At 64.4% G+C, this 16,023-nt stretch carries 13 protein-coding genes; 2 read left to right on the plus strand and 11 right to left on the minus strand.

Annotated features, from left to right (window positions below):
* Window positions 1-118: 118 nt before the first annotated feature.
* Window positions 119-2,068 carry an acetate--CoA ligase gene (gene acs / locus AB4Z00_RS07630; protein WP_442045532.1) on the minus strand — a complete coding sequence of 650 codons (1,950 nt, stop codon included), beginning with the start codon at window positions 2,066-2,068 and terminating at the stop codon, window positions 119-121.
* Window positions 2,069-2,338: 270 nt separating this feature from the next.
* Here acs and AB4Z00_RS07635 point away from each other — a divergent pair, with 270 nt between their 5' ends.
* Complete coding sequence (locus AB4Z00_RS07635) at window positions 2,339-2,851, plus strand: GNAT family N-acetyltransferase (RefSeq protein WP_442045533.1); 513 nt, start codon at window positions 2,339-2,341, stop codon at window positions 2,849-2,851.
* A gap of 329 nt (window positions 2,852-3,180) precedes the next feature.
* On the opposite strand, the gene lpdA is transcribed toward AB4Z00_RS07635, so the two are convergent.
* From lpdA to AB4Z00_RS07650, 3 genes are read right to left on the minus strand one after another with little or no spacing between them, the layout of a single operon-like run.
* Window positions 3,181-4,596: a dihydrolipoyl dehydrogenase gene (lpdA, locus tag AB4Z00_RS07640; protein WP_442045534.1), complete on the minus strand. Its 1,416-nt coding sequence runs from the start codon at window positions 4,594-4,596 to the stop codon at window positions 3,181-3,183.
* Window positions 4,597-4,600: 4 nt separating this feature from the next.
* Window positions 4,601-4,939 (minus strand): acyl-CoA thioesterase, encoded by a 339-nt coding sequence (locus AB4Z00_RS07645; protein ID WP_132264097.1) that lies wholly within the window; start codon window positions 4,937-4,939, stop codon window positions 4,601-4,603.
* Window positions 4,940-4,981: 42 nt separating this feature from the next.
* Window positions 4,982-6,301: a pyruvate dehydrogenase complex dihydrolipoamide acetyltransferase gene (locus tag AB4Z00_RS07650; RefSeq protein ID WP_442045535.1), complete on the minus strand. Its 1,320-nt coding sequence runs from the start codon at window positions 6,299-6,301 to the stop codon at window positions 4,982-4,984.
* Window positions 6,302-6,467: 166 nt separating this feature from the next.
* Between AB4Z00_RS07650 and AB4Z00_RS07655 the strand changes: the two genes are divergently transcribed.
* Window positions 6,468-6,923, plus strand: coding sequence for a universal stress protein (locus AB4Z00_RS07655; RefSeq protein WP_086490535.1), 456 nt, complete (start codon window positions 6,468-6,470; stop codon window positions 6,921-6,923).
* 74 nt (window positions 6,924-6,997) lie between these two features.
* On the opposite strand, the gene rnr is transcribed toward AB4Z00_RS07655, so the two are convergent.
* The 7 genes from rnr to alr all read right to left on the minus strand — a co-directional run bounded on the left by rnr (window position 6,998) and on the right by alr (window position 15,870).
* A complete protein-coding gene (gene rnr / locus AB4Z00_RS07660) occupies window positions 6,998-9,250 on the minus strand; it encodes a ribonuclease R (RefSeq protein WP_442045536.1) in 2,253 nt (750 codons plus the stop codon).
* An 88-nt stretch (window positions 9,251-9,338) separates the two neighbouring features.
* Window positions 9,339-10,214 carry a sulfite exporter TauE/SafE family protein gene (locus AB4Z00_RS07665; RefSeq protein WP_442045537.1) on the minus strand — a complete coding sequence of 292 codons (876 nt, stop codon included), beginning with the start codon at window positions 10,212-10,214 and terminating at the stop codon, window positions 9,339-9,341.
* A gap of 232 nt (window positions 10,215-10,446) precedes the next feature.
* Window positions 10,447-11,799, minus strand: coding sequence for a M20/M25/M40 family metallo-hydrolase (locus AB4Z00_RS07670; protein ID WP_442045538.1), 1,353 nt, complete (start codon window positions 11,797-11,799; stop codon window positions 10,447-10,449).
* A 41-nt stretch (window positions 11,800-11,840) separates the two neighbouring features.
* A complete protein-coding gene (locus AB4Z00_RS07675) occupies window positions 11,841-12,425 on the minus strand; it encodes a DUF805 domain-containing protein (RefSeq protein WP_132262755.1) in 585 nt (194 codons plus the stop codon).
* 18 nt (window positions 12,426-12,443) lie between these two features.
* Window positions 12,444-13,982: a proline--tRNA ligase gene (gene proS / locus AB4Z00_RS07680; protein ID WP_442045539.1), complete on the minus strand. Its 1,539-nt coding sequence runs from the start codon at window positions 13,980-13,982 to the stop codon at window positions 12,444-12,446.
* Between the two features lie 101 nt (window positions 13,983-14,083).
* Window positions 14,084-14,641 (minus strand): polyhydroxyalkanoate synthesis repressor PhaR, encoded by a 558-nt coding sequence (gene phaR, locus AB4Z00_RS07685; protein WP_132264093.1) that lies wholly within the window; start codon window positions 14,639-14,641, stop codon window positions 14,084-14,086.
* 185 nt (window positions 14,642-14,826) lie between these two features.
* Window positions 14,827-15,870 (minus strand): alanine racemase, encoded by a 1,044-nt coding sequence (gene alr, locus AB4Z00_RS07690; protein ID WP_442045722.1) that lies wholly within the window; start codon window positions 15,868-15,870, stop codon window positions 14,827-14,829.
* Window positions 15,871-16,023 lie beyond the last annotated feature (153 nt).

The following is a 16,023-nucleotide window of genomic DNA, read 5'->3' on the forward strand; positions in this document are numbered from 1 at the left end:
TGCTGCGTGCCGCTTCGACGCGGCCAGGATTTCCCCGCGTGCCTGCCGATTATCCAGTTGCGGCGCTGTCAGGGCCGCATGTTGGGTCCTGACAGCGCCTAGGAGCAGCACTTGCCCGTCAAGCCGTCGCGGGTTGCGGGCGGTTGGCGATCAGATTGTCGACGACGGAGGGATCCGCCAGGGTCGAGGTATCGCCCAGGTTCGAGAAATCGTTCTCGCCGATCTTGCGCAGGATACGGCGCATGATCTTGCCTGAACGGGTCTTGGGCAATCCGGGAGCGAACTGGATCACGTCCGGCGTGGCGATCGGACCGATCTCGTGGCGAACCCATTTGATCAGTTCGCGGCGGAGATCCTCGTCAGGCTCGATTTCGGCATTGCACGTGACGAACGCGTAGATGCCCTGCCCCTTGATCTCGTGGGGCATGCCGACGACCGCGGCTTCGGCCACGGCCGGATGGGCGACGAGCGCGGATTCGACTTCCGCTGTGCCCATGCGGTGCCCCGATACGTTGATGACGTCGTCGATCCGGCCGGTGATCCAGTAGTAGCCGTCCTCGTCCCGGCGGCAGCCGTCGCCGGTGAAATAAGTGCCGGGGAATGTAGAGAAATAGGTCTGGAAGAAGCGTTCATGATCGCCCCAGACGGTGCGCATCTGGCCGGGCCAGCTATCGGCGATGACAAGGCAGCCATCGGCCGCCCCTTCCAGAACGCCGCCCTCGTTGTCGAGCAGGACCGGCTTCACCCCGAACAGCGGCTTGCTGGCCGAACCCGGCTTGAGCGCGGTTGCGCCCGGCAGCGGGGTGATCATGGCGCCGCCGGTTTCCGTCTGCCACCAGGTGTCGACGATGGGGCAGCGCCCCTCACCCACGACGTCGTGATACCAGGACCAGGCCTCGGGATTGATCGGCTCGCCGACGGACCCCAGCAGTCTCAGGCTCTGACGCGAGGTTTGCTTCACCCAGTCGTCACCCTCGCGCATCAGAGCGCGCAGTGCGGTGGGCGCGCCGTAGAAGATCTCGACCTGGAACTTGTCGACCACCTGCCAGAAGCGGCTCGGATCGGGAAAATTGGGCACGCCTTCGAACATCACCGTGGTCGCGCCGTTCATCAGCGGCCCGTAGACGACGTAGGAGTGGCCGGTGACCCAGCCGATGTCCGCCGCGCACCAGTAGATCTGGCCGGGTCGATAGTCGAAGACGTATTCGTGCGTCATCGAAGCCCAGACCGAATAGCCACCGGTCGTGTGCAGCACGCCCTTGGGCTTGCCGGTGGAACCGGACGTGTAGAGGATGAACAGCGGATCCTCGGCATTCATCTCCTCGGGGGGGCAATCGGCCGACTGCTCCGCCACGGCCGAGGCCCAGTCGATGTCGCGTCCCTCGACCATCGGCACGTCGGCGCCGGTGTGGCTGAGGACGATGACCGTCTCCACGCCCGGGCAGGCCTTGAGCGCCTCGTCGACATTGGCCTTGAGTGCGATCTTCTTGCCGCCGCGCAGACCTTCGTCGGATGTGAGGACGATGCGGCTGTCGCAGTCCTGGATACGGCCGCCCAGCGCGTCGGGCGAGAAGCCGGCGAAGACGATGGAATGGATCGCGCCGATCCGCGCACAGGCCAGCATGGCGACTGCGGCTTCGGGCACCATCGGCAGGTAGATGGTCACGCGGTCTCCGCGCTCGACTCCGCGGGCCTTCAGCAGGTTGGCGAAGCGGCAGACGAACTCGTGAAGTTCACGGTAGGTGATGCGGCGTTCCGGGTTCTTCGGATCGTCCGGTTCCCAGAGGATAGCCACGGCGTCGCCGCGCTCGGCAAGGTGACGGTCGAGGCAGTTCGCGGAGAGATTGAGCGTGCCGTCGGTGAACCACGAGATGCCGAAGTCCGCTTCGTGGAAGCTGGTCTGCTTGACCACGCTGAACGGCTTGATCCAGTCGATCCGCTGCGCTTCCTCCCGCCAGAAACCTTCGGGATCTTCCAGCGAACGGGCGTACATGTCCTGGTAGCGCGCCTCGTCGATCAGGGCGTTCTTGGCCCACTCGGTGGGCACGGGATAGATGGCCTCGGCCATGATGTCCTTCTCCTCTTGCCGGTATCCGCTCCGGCAGATTTCGTTCCCGGCGGGCCTGGAAGCCGCCGTTTCCCCGCCACATTAACCGATGTTCGCCGGAGCGCCACTGTCTTCCGGCGACTTGTCTCGGCAGCGGGACATAAGCGGCACGCTGTGTTAGCCTTGGCGCGTCTACCGGGCGGCGCGATGATCTCGATCAAGGCCGTGCGTGCTAGAAACACTTAGAAATCCGACACGAACCACCCCCGATACAGCCGGAGTTCTCGATCCATGTCCCTCAATGACGCCATCACCCTGCCCACCCGATCCGGGATCGCCCTCGACGTTCGCCCGGCGCGGGAAAGCGATGCCGAGGCACTGGCACAGTTCTTCGAGCAAGTGACCGAAGACGATCGCCGCTTCCGGTTCTTCGCGGCCGCGGACCGGGTGAGCCCGCAGCAGATCGCGCCGATCGTCAAGGCGGATCACTACCAGACCGAATCGTGGCTGGGCTTCTCCGACCAGGGGCAGATCGTGGCTTCGGGCGTGCTGGCTTATGACGACCAGGGCGACACCGGCGAAGTGGCGATCTCGGTGCGCGGCGACCACAAGGGCAAGGGCGTGGGCTGGGCCATGCTCGATTTCCTGGGCAACCAGGCGGAAAAGCGCGGGTGCAAGCGGGTGATCGCCATCGAAAGCCGCGAGAACAGCGCCGCGATCGAAGTGGAACGCGACAAGGGCTTTCTTCCGGAACCGTTTTTCGGCGATCCGACGCTGGTGCTGCTGTCGAAAACCTACGATTGAGGGAGGCGCAGCTTTTCGCTGCGGCTTATCGCCAAGTTCCCGCTCGCATTGAAATCTCGTGATGCCCGCGAAGGCGGCGACCGCGCTTTTCTTTAGAGCATGCAAAGGCGTGGAGGCGTAGAGAAGTGGCGCCCCCTCCCCCTTCGTCATTGCGAGCGTAGCGAAGCAATCCTGAGCGGCTCTGCGCGACTCAGGATTGCTTCGCTACGCTCGCAATGACGAAAATGGGTTTGAAAGTGTGAAGCTCCCTGGGTTTGAACTGGAAGCACGCACAAAAAAAGGGCGGGCCCGTGAGGACCCGCCCTTCTCTTTTCACATGACGCGAAAGCTCAGATGTGGATCGCGCGTCCGTAAGCGGCCAGTACCGACTCGTGCATCGCTTCCGAGATCGTCGGATGCGGGAACACGGTCTGCATGAGTTCCGCCTCGGTGGTTTCCAGCGTCTTGCCGACGACGTAGCCCTGGATCATCTCGGTCACTTCCGCGCCGATCATGTGGGCACCAAGCAGTTCGCCGGTCTTGGCGTCGAACACGGTCTTCACGAAGCCTTCCGGCTCGCCCAGCGCGATCGCCTTGCCGTTGCCGATGAACGGGAACGTGCCGGCCTTGACGGTGTAGCCCGCTTCCTTGGCCTTCTCTTCGGTCATGCCGACCGAAGCGATCTGCGGGTGGCAGTAAGTGCAGCCCGGGATGTTGTTCCGGTCGAGGCCGTGCGGGTGCACGTCCTTGTTGCCGAGTTCCTTGGCGATCGATTCGGCAGCGGTCACGCCTTCATGGCTGGCCTTGTGGGCGAGCCAGGGTCCGGGCGTGCAGTCGCCGATGGCCCAGATGCCGGCGGCATTGGTGCGGCCGTAGTCGTCGATCTGGATGAAGCCGCGGTCGGCCTTGATGCCGAGCGCTTCCAGACCGATTTCCTCGGTGTTGGGCACGATGCCCACGGCCGAGATGACGTGGCTGAAGTCGTGCTCGGCGACTTTGCCGTCCTTGCCCTTGATCTTGGCCTTCACGCCCGTGTCGGTGGCGGTGATCGCCTCGACGCCGGCGCCGGTCAGGATCTTCATGCCCTGCTTGGTAAGGGCCTTTTCGAGGAACGCGGAGACGTCCTTGTCCTCGACAGGCACGATCCGGTCGAGCATCTCCACGACGGTGACGTCAACGCCCATGTCGTTGTAGAAGCTCGCGAATTCGATGCCGATGGCGCCCGAACCCATGACCAGCAGCTTGGTCGGCATCTCGGACGGGGTCATCGCGTGGCGATAGGTCCAGATGCGCTTGCCGTCGGCCTTGGCGAAGGGCAGTTCGCGGGCACGCGCGCCGGTGGCGACGATGATGTGCTTGGCGGAGACTTCGGCAGTCTTGCCATCCTTGTCGGTCACCGCCAGCTTGCCCTTGGCCACCAGCTTGCCGGTGCCCATGTGGACGGTGATCTTGTTCTTCTTCATCAGGTGCGTGACACCGGCGTTGAGCTGGGCTGCAACGCCGCGCGAACGCTTGACGATGGCGGCGAGGTCGGCGGTGATGTTGTCCGCGGCCAGGCCGTAGTTCTTGGCATGCTGCATCTGGTGGAACACCTCGGCCGAGCGCAGCAGCGCCTTGGTCGGGATGCAGCCCCAGTTGAGGCAGATACCGCCGAGCAGCTCGCGCTCGACGATGGCGGTCTTCAGGCCCAGCTGGGCGGCGCGGATGGCCGCGACATAGCCGCCGGGGCCCGAACCGAGGACGATGACGTCGTAGGTATCAGCCACTGTCTTACTTCTCCTGATCGATGGCGCGCGGTTGACCGAATTCGTTCACCGCGACGAAAGTGAACACGGCCTGCGTCACTTTCACTTCTTCCTCTTCGTGCCGATGCCGGCGCCAGGCTTCGATGGCGATGGTCAACGAAGTCCGGCCCACGCGCTGGATCTCGCCGTAGACCGAGACTTCGTCACCTACCTTTACGGGCAGGTGGAACTGCATCCCGTCCATCGCCACCGTCACCGCGCGTCCGCGCGAGCGACGGGCGGCGACGAGGCCGGCACCCATGTCCATCTGGCTCATCAGCCAGCCGCCGAAGATGTCTCCGTAGGCATTGGCGTCGGCCGGCATGGCAGTGACCCGGATCACCGGGTCACGTCGTGTCTCGGTCACTTAGGCGACCATGCCCAGCGGCGTTTCGATGTATTCGCGGAATGCGGCCATCAGGCGGGCGCCGTCGGCACCGTCCACCGCGCGGTGGTCGAAGCTGCCGGTCGCGCTCATGACGGTGGCGACGCCCAGCGAATCGTCGGGCATCACCCACGGACGCTTCTCGCCCGCGCCCACGGCGATGATCGTCGCCTGCGGCGGGTTGATCACGGCGGTGAACTGCTTGATGCCCATCATGCCCATGTTCGAGATCGAGGCGGTGCCGCCCTGATACTCGCCCGGCTGCAGCTTGCCTTCCTTGGCGCGCTTGCCAAGGTCCTTGGTCGCCTTGGCGATTTCGGAGAACGACTTGCCGTTGGCGTTCTGGACGATCGGGGTGATCAGGCCGCCCGGGATCGAGACGGCGACCGATACGTCAGCGCGCGCATACTTGATCAGCTCGTTACCGGCGAAGGTCACGTTGCATTCCGGCACGTCGATCAGAGCGCGGCCGAGCGCCTTGATCAGCATGTCGTTGACCGAAACCTTCACGCCCTGCTTTTCGAGCATGGAGTTGATCTCGGCGCGAAGGGCCATGAGCTTGTCGAGGCGCACGTCCACGGTGAGGTAGATGTGCGGCGCTTCCTGCATCGACTGCGTCAGGCGGCGCGCGATGACCTTGCGCATGCCCGACAGCTTCTCGACCGAGTGCGGGATGCGGTCGTCGAGCAGCGCGCGGGTTTCCGCCGCCATCTCGACAGCCGGGGCCTTGGCTTCGGCTGAACCGGCGGCGGGAGCAGGCGCAGCGGCGGCAGGTTTGGCCGGCGCGGACTTGGCGCCTTCCACGTCGGCGCGCACGATACGACCGTTGGGGCCGGAGCCCTTCACGGCAGCGAGGTCGACGCCCTTGTCTGCGGCGATCCGCTTGGCGAGCGGCGAGGCGGCGATACGGCCTTCCTTCGAAGCGGCAGGCGCAGGTGCGGAGGCGGCAGGCGCAGGAGCAGGAGCGGCAGCCTTCGGCGCTTCGGCCTTGGCTTCCGTGGGCGCCTTGGCAGGAGCGGAAGCAGCAGCTGGTGCAGCCGAAACGGCGCTGGCGTCTTCGCCTTCACCGGCGAGAATGGCGATCACGGTTCCGACCTTCACGCCGTCGGTACCTTCGGCAATCAGGATCTTGCCGATCGTGCCTTCGTCGACGGCTTCGAACTCCATCGTGGCCTTGTCGGTCTCGATCTCGGCCATGATATCGCCGGAGCTGACGGTGTCGCCTTCCTTAACCAGCCATTTTGCCAGTTTTCCCTCTTCCATAGTGGGGGACAGGGCGGGCATCTTGATGTCGATTGGCATGGAAGCTTGTGTGTCCCTTGTTTTCCTTGGGGAGGTATGCGGGGTCCGCCTTTCCTTGGACAAGTTGACGCGCGCGCACAAGCGCCTTCACGATCCTTTTTTCGCATTCGTGATGGCTTGCACCATGACCTGAATAGCCCGATAAGCCCGCATCGAGAGGAAACCCATGCGCATCTACCTGGTCATCGTGGACGAAACGGAAGAGGCGCTGGTGGCCTTGCAATTCGCCGCGCGCCGCGCCGCGAAGACCGACGGTGCGCTGCATCTTCTCGCCGTGGTTCCACCCCAGCCGTTCAATGCTTTCGGAGGGGTCCAGGCCACCATCGAGGAAGAGGCCCGCGCCCGCGCCGAGACGCTGGTGACGGCCGCTGCCGGAAACCTTTTATCACAAGGCGCTAAGATGCCGGTCATCTCCGTTCGCATGGGAGAAGACATCAAGATCGTGCGCGAATACCTGAAAGAGCACGGAGAGGTTTCGGCCCTCGTGCTCGGCGCTGCCAAGGAGGGCGGACCGGGGCCGCTCGTCACGCACTTCACCGGCGCCGGACTGGGGCAGATGCCCTGCCCGGTCTTCGTGATCCCCGGTACCCTCGACGCCGAGGCGATCGAGCGCCTGAGCTGATACCGCGAAGCCTATCGTTCGCCTGAGAAAGCCGCCGTCCCGGATCGGGTCCGGGACGAACAAGCCTTGAATCGCTACTTCTTCTTGCGCCCCTGGTGCCGGATATTCCCCGGTCGGCCGCGGGGCGAGACGAAGTGCTTGCCCTTTTTCTTCAGGGGCTGCGGCCCGCCGCGCGGTTCGATGCGGCCGCCGCCTTCTTCCAGTTCGAACTTGAGCGCTCCGGTCAGCGGATTGGCTTCCGCCAGTCGCAGCCGCAGGATCTGGCCCATGGCATAGGCGGTGCCGCTGCTCTCGCCTTCCAGGACTTGCGCCTTTTCGTCATAGCCGAAGCGCTCGTCGCCCAGGGTCGAGACCGGCACGAGGCCGTCGCCGCCCAGGCCAATGATCGTGGCGAAGAAGCCGAACTTCCGCACGCCGGTGATGCGCGTGTCGAACACTTGGCCCACGCGGCCCGAGAGCCAGGCGGCGACATAGCGGTCGATGGTTTCACGTTCGGCTTCCATCGCCCGGCGTTCGGCCTGGCTGATGGCATCGCTGACCCGGCCCAGATCGTCACGGTCGCGCTCGGAAAGGCCCGAGGTGGCCGGGATGTCGCCCTGCGGTCGGGGCTGCTCCAGCCCATAGGCATCGACCAGCGCGCGGTGCACGAGAAGGTCAGCATAGCGGCGGATCGGCGAGGTGAAATGCGCGTAGGAAGCGAGCGCGAGGCCGAAGTGCCCTTCGTTGCGCGGACCGTAATAGGCCTGGGTCTGGCTGCGCAGCACGGCTTCCATGATGAGCGCCTTTTCGCTCTCGTCCGCGATGTCCTTGAGCATGCGGTTGAACAGGCCCGGCGTGATGACCTGCCCCAGCGAGAGATTGCGGCCGAAGGTTGCCAGATAGTCCTTGAGCGCGGTCAGCTTTTCGCGGCTCGGGGTCTCATGGACGCGGTACACGACCGGGGCCACCTTGGCCTCCAGCGCCTTGGCCGCGGCCACGTTGGCGGCGATCATGAAGTCTTCGACAACGCGGTGGGCATCGAGCCGCTCGCGGATGGCGATTTCGGTGATGCGGCCCTGCTCGTCCAGCTTCACCCGGCGTTCGGGCAGTTCGAGTTCCAGCGGGTCGCGCGCCTGGCGGGCTTCGGCCAACAGCTTCCAGCAGGCCCAGAGGTCCTGGAGATGGTGCTCCGCCCCGCCCTCGTCGATGCGGGCCTGGGCTTCCTCATAGGCGATGACTTCGTCGATCCGCACCAGCGCGCGGGTAAAGCGCCATTCGGTGACCTTGCCCTGCCCGTCCACCTTGAGATGGCAGGCCATGGCCGCGCGGTCCTCGCCCGAGCGCAGCGAGCAGACGTCGGCGCTGAGCACTTCGGGCAGCATCGGCACGACGCGGTCGGGGAAATAGACCGAGTTGCCGCGGCGCCGTGCCTCGCGGTCGATCTCACCGCCCGGACGGACGTAGAAGGACACGTCGGCAATGGCGACGAGCGCGTCGAAACCGCCCTCCGCGTTAGGCTTGGCCCAGATCGCATCGTCATGATCGCGCGCGTCGGATGGGTCGATGGCGACGATGGGCAGGTGCCGCAAGTCTTCGCGCTGTTCATGGCTGAGCGGCATCTTGGCCGAAGCTTCGGCCTCGGCAATCGTCTCGCTCTCGAAATGGTTCGGAATGCCGTGCTTGTGAATGGCGATCAGGCTGAAGGCCTTGGGCGCCAGCGGCTCGCCGAGCACTTCGGTGATCTTGACCGAGGGACGCGCGGAACGGCCGATCGGCTCGGCCAGCACCAGCTCGCCCTTTTCCGCACCGCCCAGGTCGGAAATCGGCGAGGAGTTACGGATGCGCTTGTCGACCGGAGCCAGCCACGGCTTGCCCGCACCATCGATCTCGACAACGCCGAGAAGCTGCTCGGAACGCAGCATCAGCTTCTTCATCGGATAGGCACGCCATCCGGTCTGCGTTTCCTCCGTGCGCGCCAGCACCCGGTCGCCCTTCTTGAGCGCCGAACGGCCCTTCTCGATCAGGCGGATGCGCGGGGGCGGCGTGGCATCGTCGGGCGCCCAGGTGTCCGGCACGGCGATGGGCTCGCCCTCGCTCACGTCCACGACGCGCAGCACGGTAACCTTGGGCAACCCGCCCATGCGGTGAAACGCGGTCCGCTTGCCGTCGATCAGGCCTTCCTCGGCCATGTCCTTCAGCAGCGCCTTGAGCTGGATCTTTTCGTTACCCTTCAGCCCGAACGTGCGTGCGATCTCTCGCTTGCCGACGGGTTCGGCCGAGTTCTGGATGAAGTCGAGGATTTGCTCGCGCGTCGGGAGGCCAGGCTCGGGCCGGTTCTTGGGAGGCATGGTTTCCGCCATGCGCCGGAATGGCCTTCATTGCAATGGCGGCGGCATGCCGATGGGGCGATGCCGCCCCCCGGTGCGCGAGAATGGTTCAGGGCTGCTTGGCCGCCGCCTCGCCCGCGATCGTCACGGCCGGCGCGGTGACGGGCACGGCACGAGGCTTTTCGCCGGCATTGGCCTTGAGGAACAACTGCCAGGAAGAAACGGCCAGAACGCAGGCCAGCAAGGGCTGGAGAATTCGGTCCGAGGCATGGGAAGACAAGTAGCTGCCGATCACGACACCCGGGATCGAGCCGATCAGCAACACGCCCAGAAGCGGGAAGTCCACGTCGCCGATCATCCAGTGACCGAAGCCGGCGATGAGGGCCAGCGGCACCGCATGGGCAATGTCGGAACCGACGATGCGGGCCACGGGGAGCTTGGGGTAGAGTACCAGCAGCACGGTCATGCCGATGGCGCCAGCGCCGACCGAGGAAATCGAGACTGCAACGCCGATGGCGGCGCCCAGCAGTACGGTTCCCGTCAGCACCCGCGAACGGGGCTGGATCGGATCGATGTCATGGGCCAGCCTCAGCAGCCACTTGCGGCATATGACCGCAAGCGCCGTGACGCCCAGCAGCACGGCCAGCGAAACCATGATGAGGCGCTCGGTCGAATTGCCGACCTTGCCGAACCAGGAAAGCGTCGCGAGCGTCAGGATTGCTGCGGGAACGCTGCCGCAGGCCATGCGGCGCACGATGCGCCAGTCCACCGTCTCGCGCTTGCCGTGGACGGCAGAGCCCGCGATCTTGGTCATGGCGGCAAAAAGAAGGTCGGTACCGACTGCCGTCTGCGGATTTACGCCGAACAGCAGCACGAGCAGCGGCGTCATCAGCGAACCGCCGCCCACGCCCGTCAGCCCCACGAGCACGCCGACGAGCATGCCCGCAATGACGTGCAGAAAATCGAAATGCTGCGTCAGTGCCATATGTGCCCACCGTTACCCGAAATCGCCCGTTCTCCAAACTGGTGGGCTTGTGCTGTTCCCGATTGGCGACTGTCACGCCAACCCGCTGCCCGACAACAAAGATTTACTTCGCCCCGTGCCAGCAAGCCTCGCGGCGATGGCACTTGCCCGCAGAGCGGCAGTCTTCCGGATATCTGCAAAAAGATGTCCCCCATCCCTCTATCCCACCGGTAAAATTCAACCAAGGAAGGGATCAAGGCAATTGGGCAAGCGGAGTAAACCCTCCGCCCGGTACGGCTGCCGCGATCGGGCTGACGCTGCCATCGGCCGCGATGGAGCGAACGCCGAGAATCCAGTCGTCTCCGCGCAGGCCGTCCAGCTTGACGCTCGTCTCCGTGGTGCGCGCCACCAGCGGCTGCGCTTCCCAGGAGGGGGCATCGGTGCGCCGCCGCCAGACGGAGTAGGCCGCGGCACCGGCAACCGGCTTCCAGGTGACGTCGGTCCAGGTCTTCACCGCCGCATCGGCCGTGGGAGCCGGCGGCATCGGCGCGGCGGCAAGCGCTGCCAGCGCGGCAATGTTGAGGCGCGTCACTTTGGCGAGATAGGCGAAGTCCATCTCGTCGATGGTATCGCCGTAGGTCACGCCGTTCTCGGTGCGCAGGTCCTGGTGCTGGTGGTCGTAGTCCTCGATGGCCACCGAGAAGCGAACGGCCGGATTGCCCTGTTCAAGGAAGGGCAACTGGTCTCCGCCGCGGCCCAGGCGATCGGCGCGCCAGACCTGCCTCACCGCGAAGTCGTCCTGCACGTGGCCCGCCAGTTCGGCGATGAAGCGCGAGATATTGCGTCCCGGGCTGTCGTTTTCGCCGCCGAAGCGCCGGGCGTCCGCGCGGGTCTTGTCCGTGGCATCGGCGCGCGGGCCTTCGGAAAACAGCCTTACGTTCTTGTCGTCGACCAGCCCATCGGAGCCATGCGTGCCGCCGACAATGTCGTTGTTGAGCACGGCCTTGACCGTCCAGCCCTGCTTCTTCGCGTAGTCCGCCAGAAGCTTGCCGCCGTAAAGCCCCTGCTCCTCGCCGGAGAGTGCTGCGTAGACGATGGTGCCGGCGAATTTGCGCTTGGAAAGGACACGGGCGGCTTCAAGGACGAGCGCCGTGCCGGAACCGTCGTCATTGGCGCCTGGAGCATCGCTCTTGGCGTCCATCACATCGGTTACGCGGCTGTCGATATGGGCCTCGACGATCACCACTTCGTTCGGCCGCTCGGTGCCGCGCTGGATGGCGACCACATCGACCATCTTGACCGGCGCCGGAATGCGCGTGCCGCTGACCATCGCTTCTGGCATGACCACTTCGAGGCAGCCGCCGCAGGCTTTCGACGTCTTGCGGAATTCATCCGCAGCCCAGCGGCGCGCGGCGCCGATGCCGCGCCTGGGATCGGTGTCCGACGATAGCGTGTGACGGGTGCCGAAGGAGACCAGCTTGGCGACATCCGTGCGCATGCGGGCTTCGGAGACGGATGCCGTGGGCCCAGTTTCGTCCGAAGCGCTTGCCGGAAGACTGGAAAGGATCGTGGCGGAAAGTGCTGCGGCGACCAGAATCTTGTTCATGCAGGCGCTTGTCACGCCGGATAACCGGCTTGGCAAGAGGGTCAGAAGCGAACCGGTGCCTCGCCGTAGCGGTTCGGGCCGGGATTGGATGGCCAGACGCCAAAGATTATCACGATCAGGATGGCGAGATATCCCAGCAGACTCGCGGTGACCATCCGCGACTGCATGGCGAAAGCCGTCTCCAGATTGTCCGCGGAAACCTTCTCCATGGTGGAGACGATTTCATCCATTCTGGACCAGACTATCGCCTTGGACGTGACCGAAAGCAGGAATGTCAGGAGCGAGATCCAGGCAGGCTTGCCGGAATCGTGCAACCTGCGGGCGAACGAGGCGATCAGCAGCAGGCCTGCCGTGAGCGACACGATGGTCGAGACCGTCATCGACGTGCGCATGTAGCCCGCCATCTGGGTCATGACGCGGGCATTCATGTCGTCGCCGGAGACCCCCTGCTGGGCGGCGATGAAGGCGCCCTTCATGATCCCGCCCATCATGGGCATGGCGATCACCATGCCCACGGCGTACTGGATCACGACAAGGAAGAGGACGTAGAACCAGAAGGTCTGCCGGGCATCCCGGCCCTTGAAGTTCATCAGGTTCGTCAGGTTGTACTTGATCGATCCCAACACGTCCTCTTCCCCTTCAGATCAGTAGGACCTTGCGACGTAGATGCGCTCAAGTGCCGGACCGCCGGTGAACACACAATTGCCGAACACCGGCGCAGCATCGAGCGGGGTGTTGCGGATGGTGAGCTTCAGCGTTTTCAGCTTCTGGACGACAGCCTCAAGCGCTTCGCCGGTGGGGCGCGACCATTCGACTTCCACCCAGCCCGGGTAGCGCTTTTCTTCCGAGAAGAAGGCGGCAAGTTMGTCGAAGCTGTCCGCGCGCGAGATGTTCGCGTCCAGCTTGGCCTTGGCTTCGGCGAAGAGCGCGGTCTGGATATCCTCGACCTCGGCAGCGGCGCGCGAAACGAACGCATCCTTGGCCATGCCCACGAAGTTTGCCTTCGCAGCCTCGTTCCAGAGCTTGTCACGGCGCAGCATCGAGACTTGTCCGCTCGCGGCATCGCGGCCACCGATCTCGAGGATCAGCGGAACGCCCTTCTTGACCCAGGCCCAGCGCTTCTGCGTGGCCTTGCCGGGACGCTTGTCGAGCAGGACGCGCAGCGGTTCGCCCAGGGCGAACTGGGTGACGAGCGATTTGCGCAAGTCTTCGCAATAAGCGAGCAGCGCCTCGTCCTCGTCGTTGTCGCGCAGCATCGGCAGGATCACGATCTGCTGCGGCGCGATCATCGGCGGAACGCGCAGGCCGTCATCATCGCCATGCGTCATGATGACGCCGCCGACCATGCGGGTGGAAGTGCCCCAGCTGGTCGTGTGGGCGTATTGCTGCGTGCCTTCCTTGTCCTGATATTGGATGCCGGCCGCTTCTGCGAAGCCCGTGCCGAGGTAATGCGAAGTGCCGGCCTGGAGCGCCTTGCCGTCCTGCATCATGGCTTCGATCGAATAAGTCGCGACGGCGCCGGGGAAGCGTTCATTCTCGGGCTTTTCACCGGCGATCACCGGCATGGCCAGCTCGGTCTCGGCAAAGTCGCGGTACATTTCGAGCGCGCGCAGCGTCTCGGTCATGGCATCGTCGCGGTCGGCGTGAGCGGTGTGGCCCTCCTGCCAGAGGAACTCGCTGGTGCGCAGGAACATGCGAGTGCGCATTTCCCAGCGCACGACATTGGCCCATTGGTTCACCATGAGCGGCAGGTCGCGCCAGGACTGCACCCAGCGGGCCATGGCCGCGCCGATCACCGTTTCCGAAGTCGGGCGGACGATCAGCGGTTCTTCGAGCTTCGCTTCGGGATCGGGAACGAGGCCGCCCTTGCCGTCGCCGACAAGGCGATGGTGCGTGACGACCGCCATTTCCTTGGCGAAGCCTTCGACGTGTTCGGCTTCCTTGGCGAAATACGAAAGCGGAATGAACAGCGGGAAGTAGCAGTTGGTGACGCCAGCGGCCTTGATCCGGTCATCCATGAGGCGCTGGATGCGCTCCCAGATGCCGTAGCCCCACGGCTTGATGACCATGCACCCGCGAACACCCGATTCCTCGGCCATTTCGGCCTCGGAAATGACTTCCTGGTACCACTGGGCGAAGTCGTCCTCGCGCTTGGTGGAGAGGGCGTGACGAATGGCGGACACGGGTGCTTCTTTCTGAACTGAGCGATGCGACGGACCATCCGTTGCATTCCGGGCAAGTCGCGGCGCCGATGACGCGCCGCGAAAGCACCCCGCGCAGACCCTTATTTGCCCAGCGCGTCAAGCCTCTTCTGGATTTCCGCCATCTGATCGCGCAGCGCGGAAAGGTCTCCGGTGTCTTCGGCAGCGGGTGCCTTGGGCTCCGGCTTTTCGGCACCGGGCATGAAGGCCGCGGCGGCAGCCTTGAACATGGCCATGTTCTGTTCGGCCAGCTTCGCCAGCGGATTATTGCCCAGGCTGTCTTCGAAAGCCTTGTGCAGCTTCGACTGATTGGCCCGGAAATTGTCCATCGACGCTTCGAGATAATGCGGAACCAGCGACTGCATCGAATTGCCGTACATGCTGATGAGTTCGCGCAGGAAGTTGACCGGGAGCATCTGCTCACCGTTCGATTCTTCTTCCATGATGATCTGCGTCAGGATCGTATGCGTGATGTCCGTGCCGCTTTTGGCATCGAGCACTTTGTAATCGACCCCTTCGCGGGTCATCTTGGCAAGATGATCGAGCGTAATGTAGCTCGACGAGCGCGTATTGTAGAGACGACGGTTAGCGTATTTTTTTATGATTACCGTGTTGTCGTCCTGAGACGCCGTTTCAGCCATTTGCCAATCCCCAGTCTGCCTAATTCCCGGCCAGTATGACAAGAGGTTACCACCCACCCTTGTCGCAACGCAACACAAATTGCTGCGCAGCAAAACCGGACTGTGCCTTGCCTATTTTGCCCTGGGTGGTTTTCACTGGGCTTTGCCGCCGACGAAAGGCCAGGGCCTTGTCGGGGCAGATTCGATCAGCGCCCGAAACGCCGGCCCAGCAGGGTCAGCAATTCATATTGCGAAAGCCCGGATGCCGCTGCGGCTTGCGGAAGCGCGTAATCTGCCGTGATCCAGTCCCCCTCGCCCACGTCCGGCGCGTGAGTCAGGTCGACGACGGTGAGGTCCATGCTGACACGGCCGAGCACCGGCAATTCATGTCCCTTGGCGCGGAACAGGCCTTTGCCCGACCAGCAGCGCAGATAGCCGTCGGCATAGCCGAGCGCGATGGCGCCGACCCGCATGGGCGCACTTGCGGTATATGTGGCGTTGTAGCCGATCGTCTCTCCGGCAGGCACGTCGCGAACCTGGAGGATCGCCGCCTCGGGACGGACGACCTGCTGCAAATCCTGCTCCATACCGGCCCGCGGAATGCCGCCGTAGAGCGCGATGCCCGGTCGCGTCAGGTCGCCATGATAGTCGCTGCCCAGCGCAATGCCGGCGCTGTTGGCCAGACTGGCGCGAATGTGGGGCACTTGCCGGCGCGCTTCCTGCCACCGGGTGCACTGCGCGGCGTTGAGATCGGTCTCTTCCTCGGCCGAGGCCAGGTGCGAAAGCAACAGGTCGATATCGAGCGTGGCTATCGCTTCGTCACCCAGTTCTTCCATGCGAATGCCGAGACGGTTCATGCCGGTATCGACCATGAGATGGCAGCGGCCGCCGCCCGCTTCGGTCCAGCGCCTGGCCTGGGCGAGCGAATTGATCACCGGTGTAATACCGCTTTCGCGCGCAAACGCGGCATCCTGCGGCGTCAAGGGGCCGTGCAGCACGGAAAGCGCCGAGGGGCTCACGCAATCGAGCAGGTCCAATGCCTCCCTCCAATGCGCGACGAAGAAGTCATGGCAGCCTGCCGCGTGCAGCACCGGCACCACCTGCTTCGCGCCAAGGCCATAGCCGTTGGCCTTGACCGCGGCGCCCGCTCGCGCGGATACGGACAGGCGGTCCAGCGCCAGCCAGTTGGAGCGCAAGGCATCACGGTCGAAAGCGAGACGGAGGGCGGAGGCAGGAAACTCGGAAAACATCTTCACCACATTGCGCGGACGGGCGTTCGGAAGGAAACGGCGTTGCTAGCGCCCTCATGTAGACGGAATTGAAGCGAAGAAAACCGCCAAAGTACCCGGCAGCCTTGCAACGATTGCATCTCTATCATGCCGGAAAGCGGTCCGGCCCGCCGC

The sequence above is a fragment of the Novosphingobium sp. YAF33 genome (genome assembly GCF_052113265.1).
GTDB lineage: Bacteria > Pseudomonadota > Alphaproteobacteria > Sphingomonadales > Sphingomonadaceae > Novosphingobium.

Bases quoted from the DNA above. Each gene is read 5' to 3' on its own strand.
- AB4Z00_RS07635 (WP_442045533.1), top strand. From the start codon at position 2,339: ATGTCCCTCAATGACGCCATCACCCTGCCCACCCGATCCGGGATCGCC.
- AB4Z00_RS07665 (WP_442045537.1), bottom strand. From the start codon at position 10,214: ATGGCACTGACGCAGCATTTCGATTTTCTGCACGTCATTGCGGGCATG.
- acs (WP_442045532.1), bottom strand. From the start codon at position 2,068: ATGGCCGAGGCCATCTATCCCGTGCCCACCGAGTGGGCCAAGAACGCC.
- alr (WP_442045722.1), bottom strand. From the start codon at position 15,870: ATGTTTTCCGAGTTTCCTGCCTCCGCCCTCCGTCTCGCTTTCGACCGT.
- rnr (WP_442045536.1), bottom strand. From the start codon at position 9,250: ATGCCTCCCAAGAACCGGCCCGAGCCTGGCCTCCCGACGCGCGAGCAA.
- AB4Z00_RS07645 (WP_132264097.1), bottom strand. From the start codon at position 4,939: ATGCCGGCCGACGCCAATGCCTACGGAGACATCTTCGGCGGCTGGCTG.
- phaR (WP_132264093.1), bottom strand. From the start codon at position 14,641: ATGGCTGAAACGGCGTCTCAGGACGACAACACGGTAATCATAAAAAAA.
- AB4Z00_RS07650 (WP_442045535.1), bottom strand. From the start codon at position 6,301: ATGCCAATCGACATCAAGATGCCCGCCCTGTCCCCCACTATGGAAGAG.
- AB4Z00_RS07655 (WP_086490535.1), top strand. From the start codon at position 6,468: ATGCGCATCTACCTGGTCATCGTGGACGAAACGGAAGAGGCGCTGGTG.
- AB4Z00_RS07670 (WP_442045538.1), bottom strand. From the start codon at position 11,799: ATGAACAAGATTCTGGTCGCCGCAGCACTTTCCGCCACGATCCTTTCC.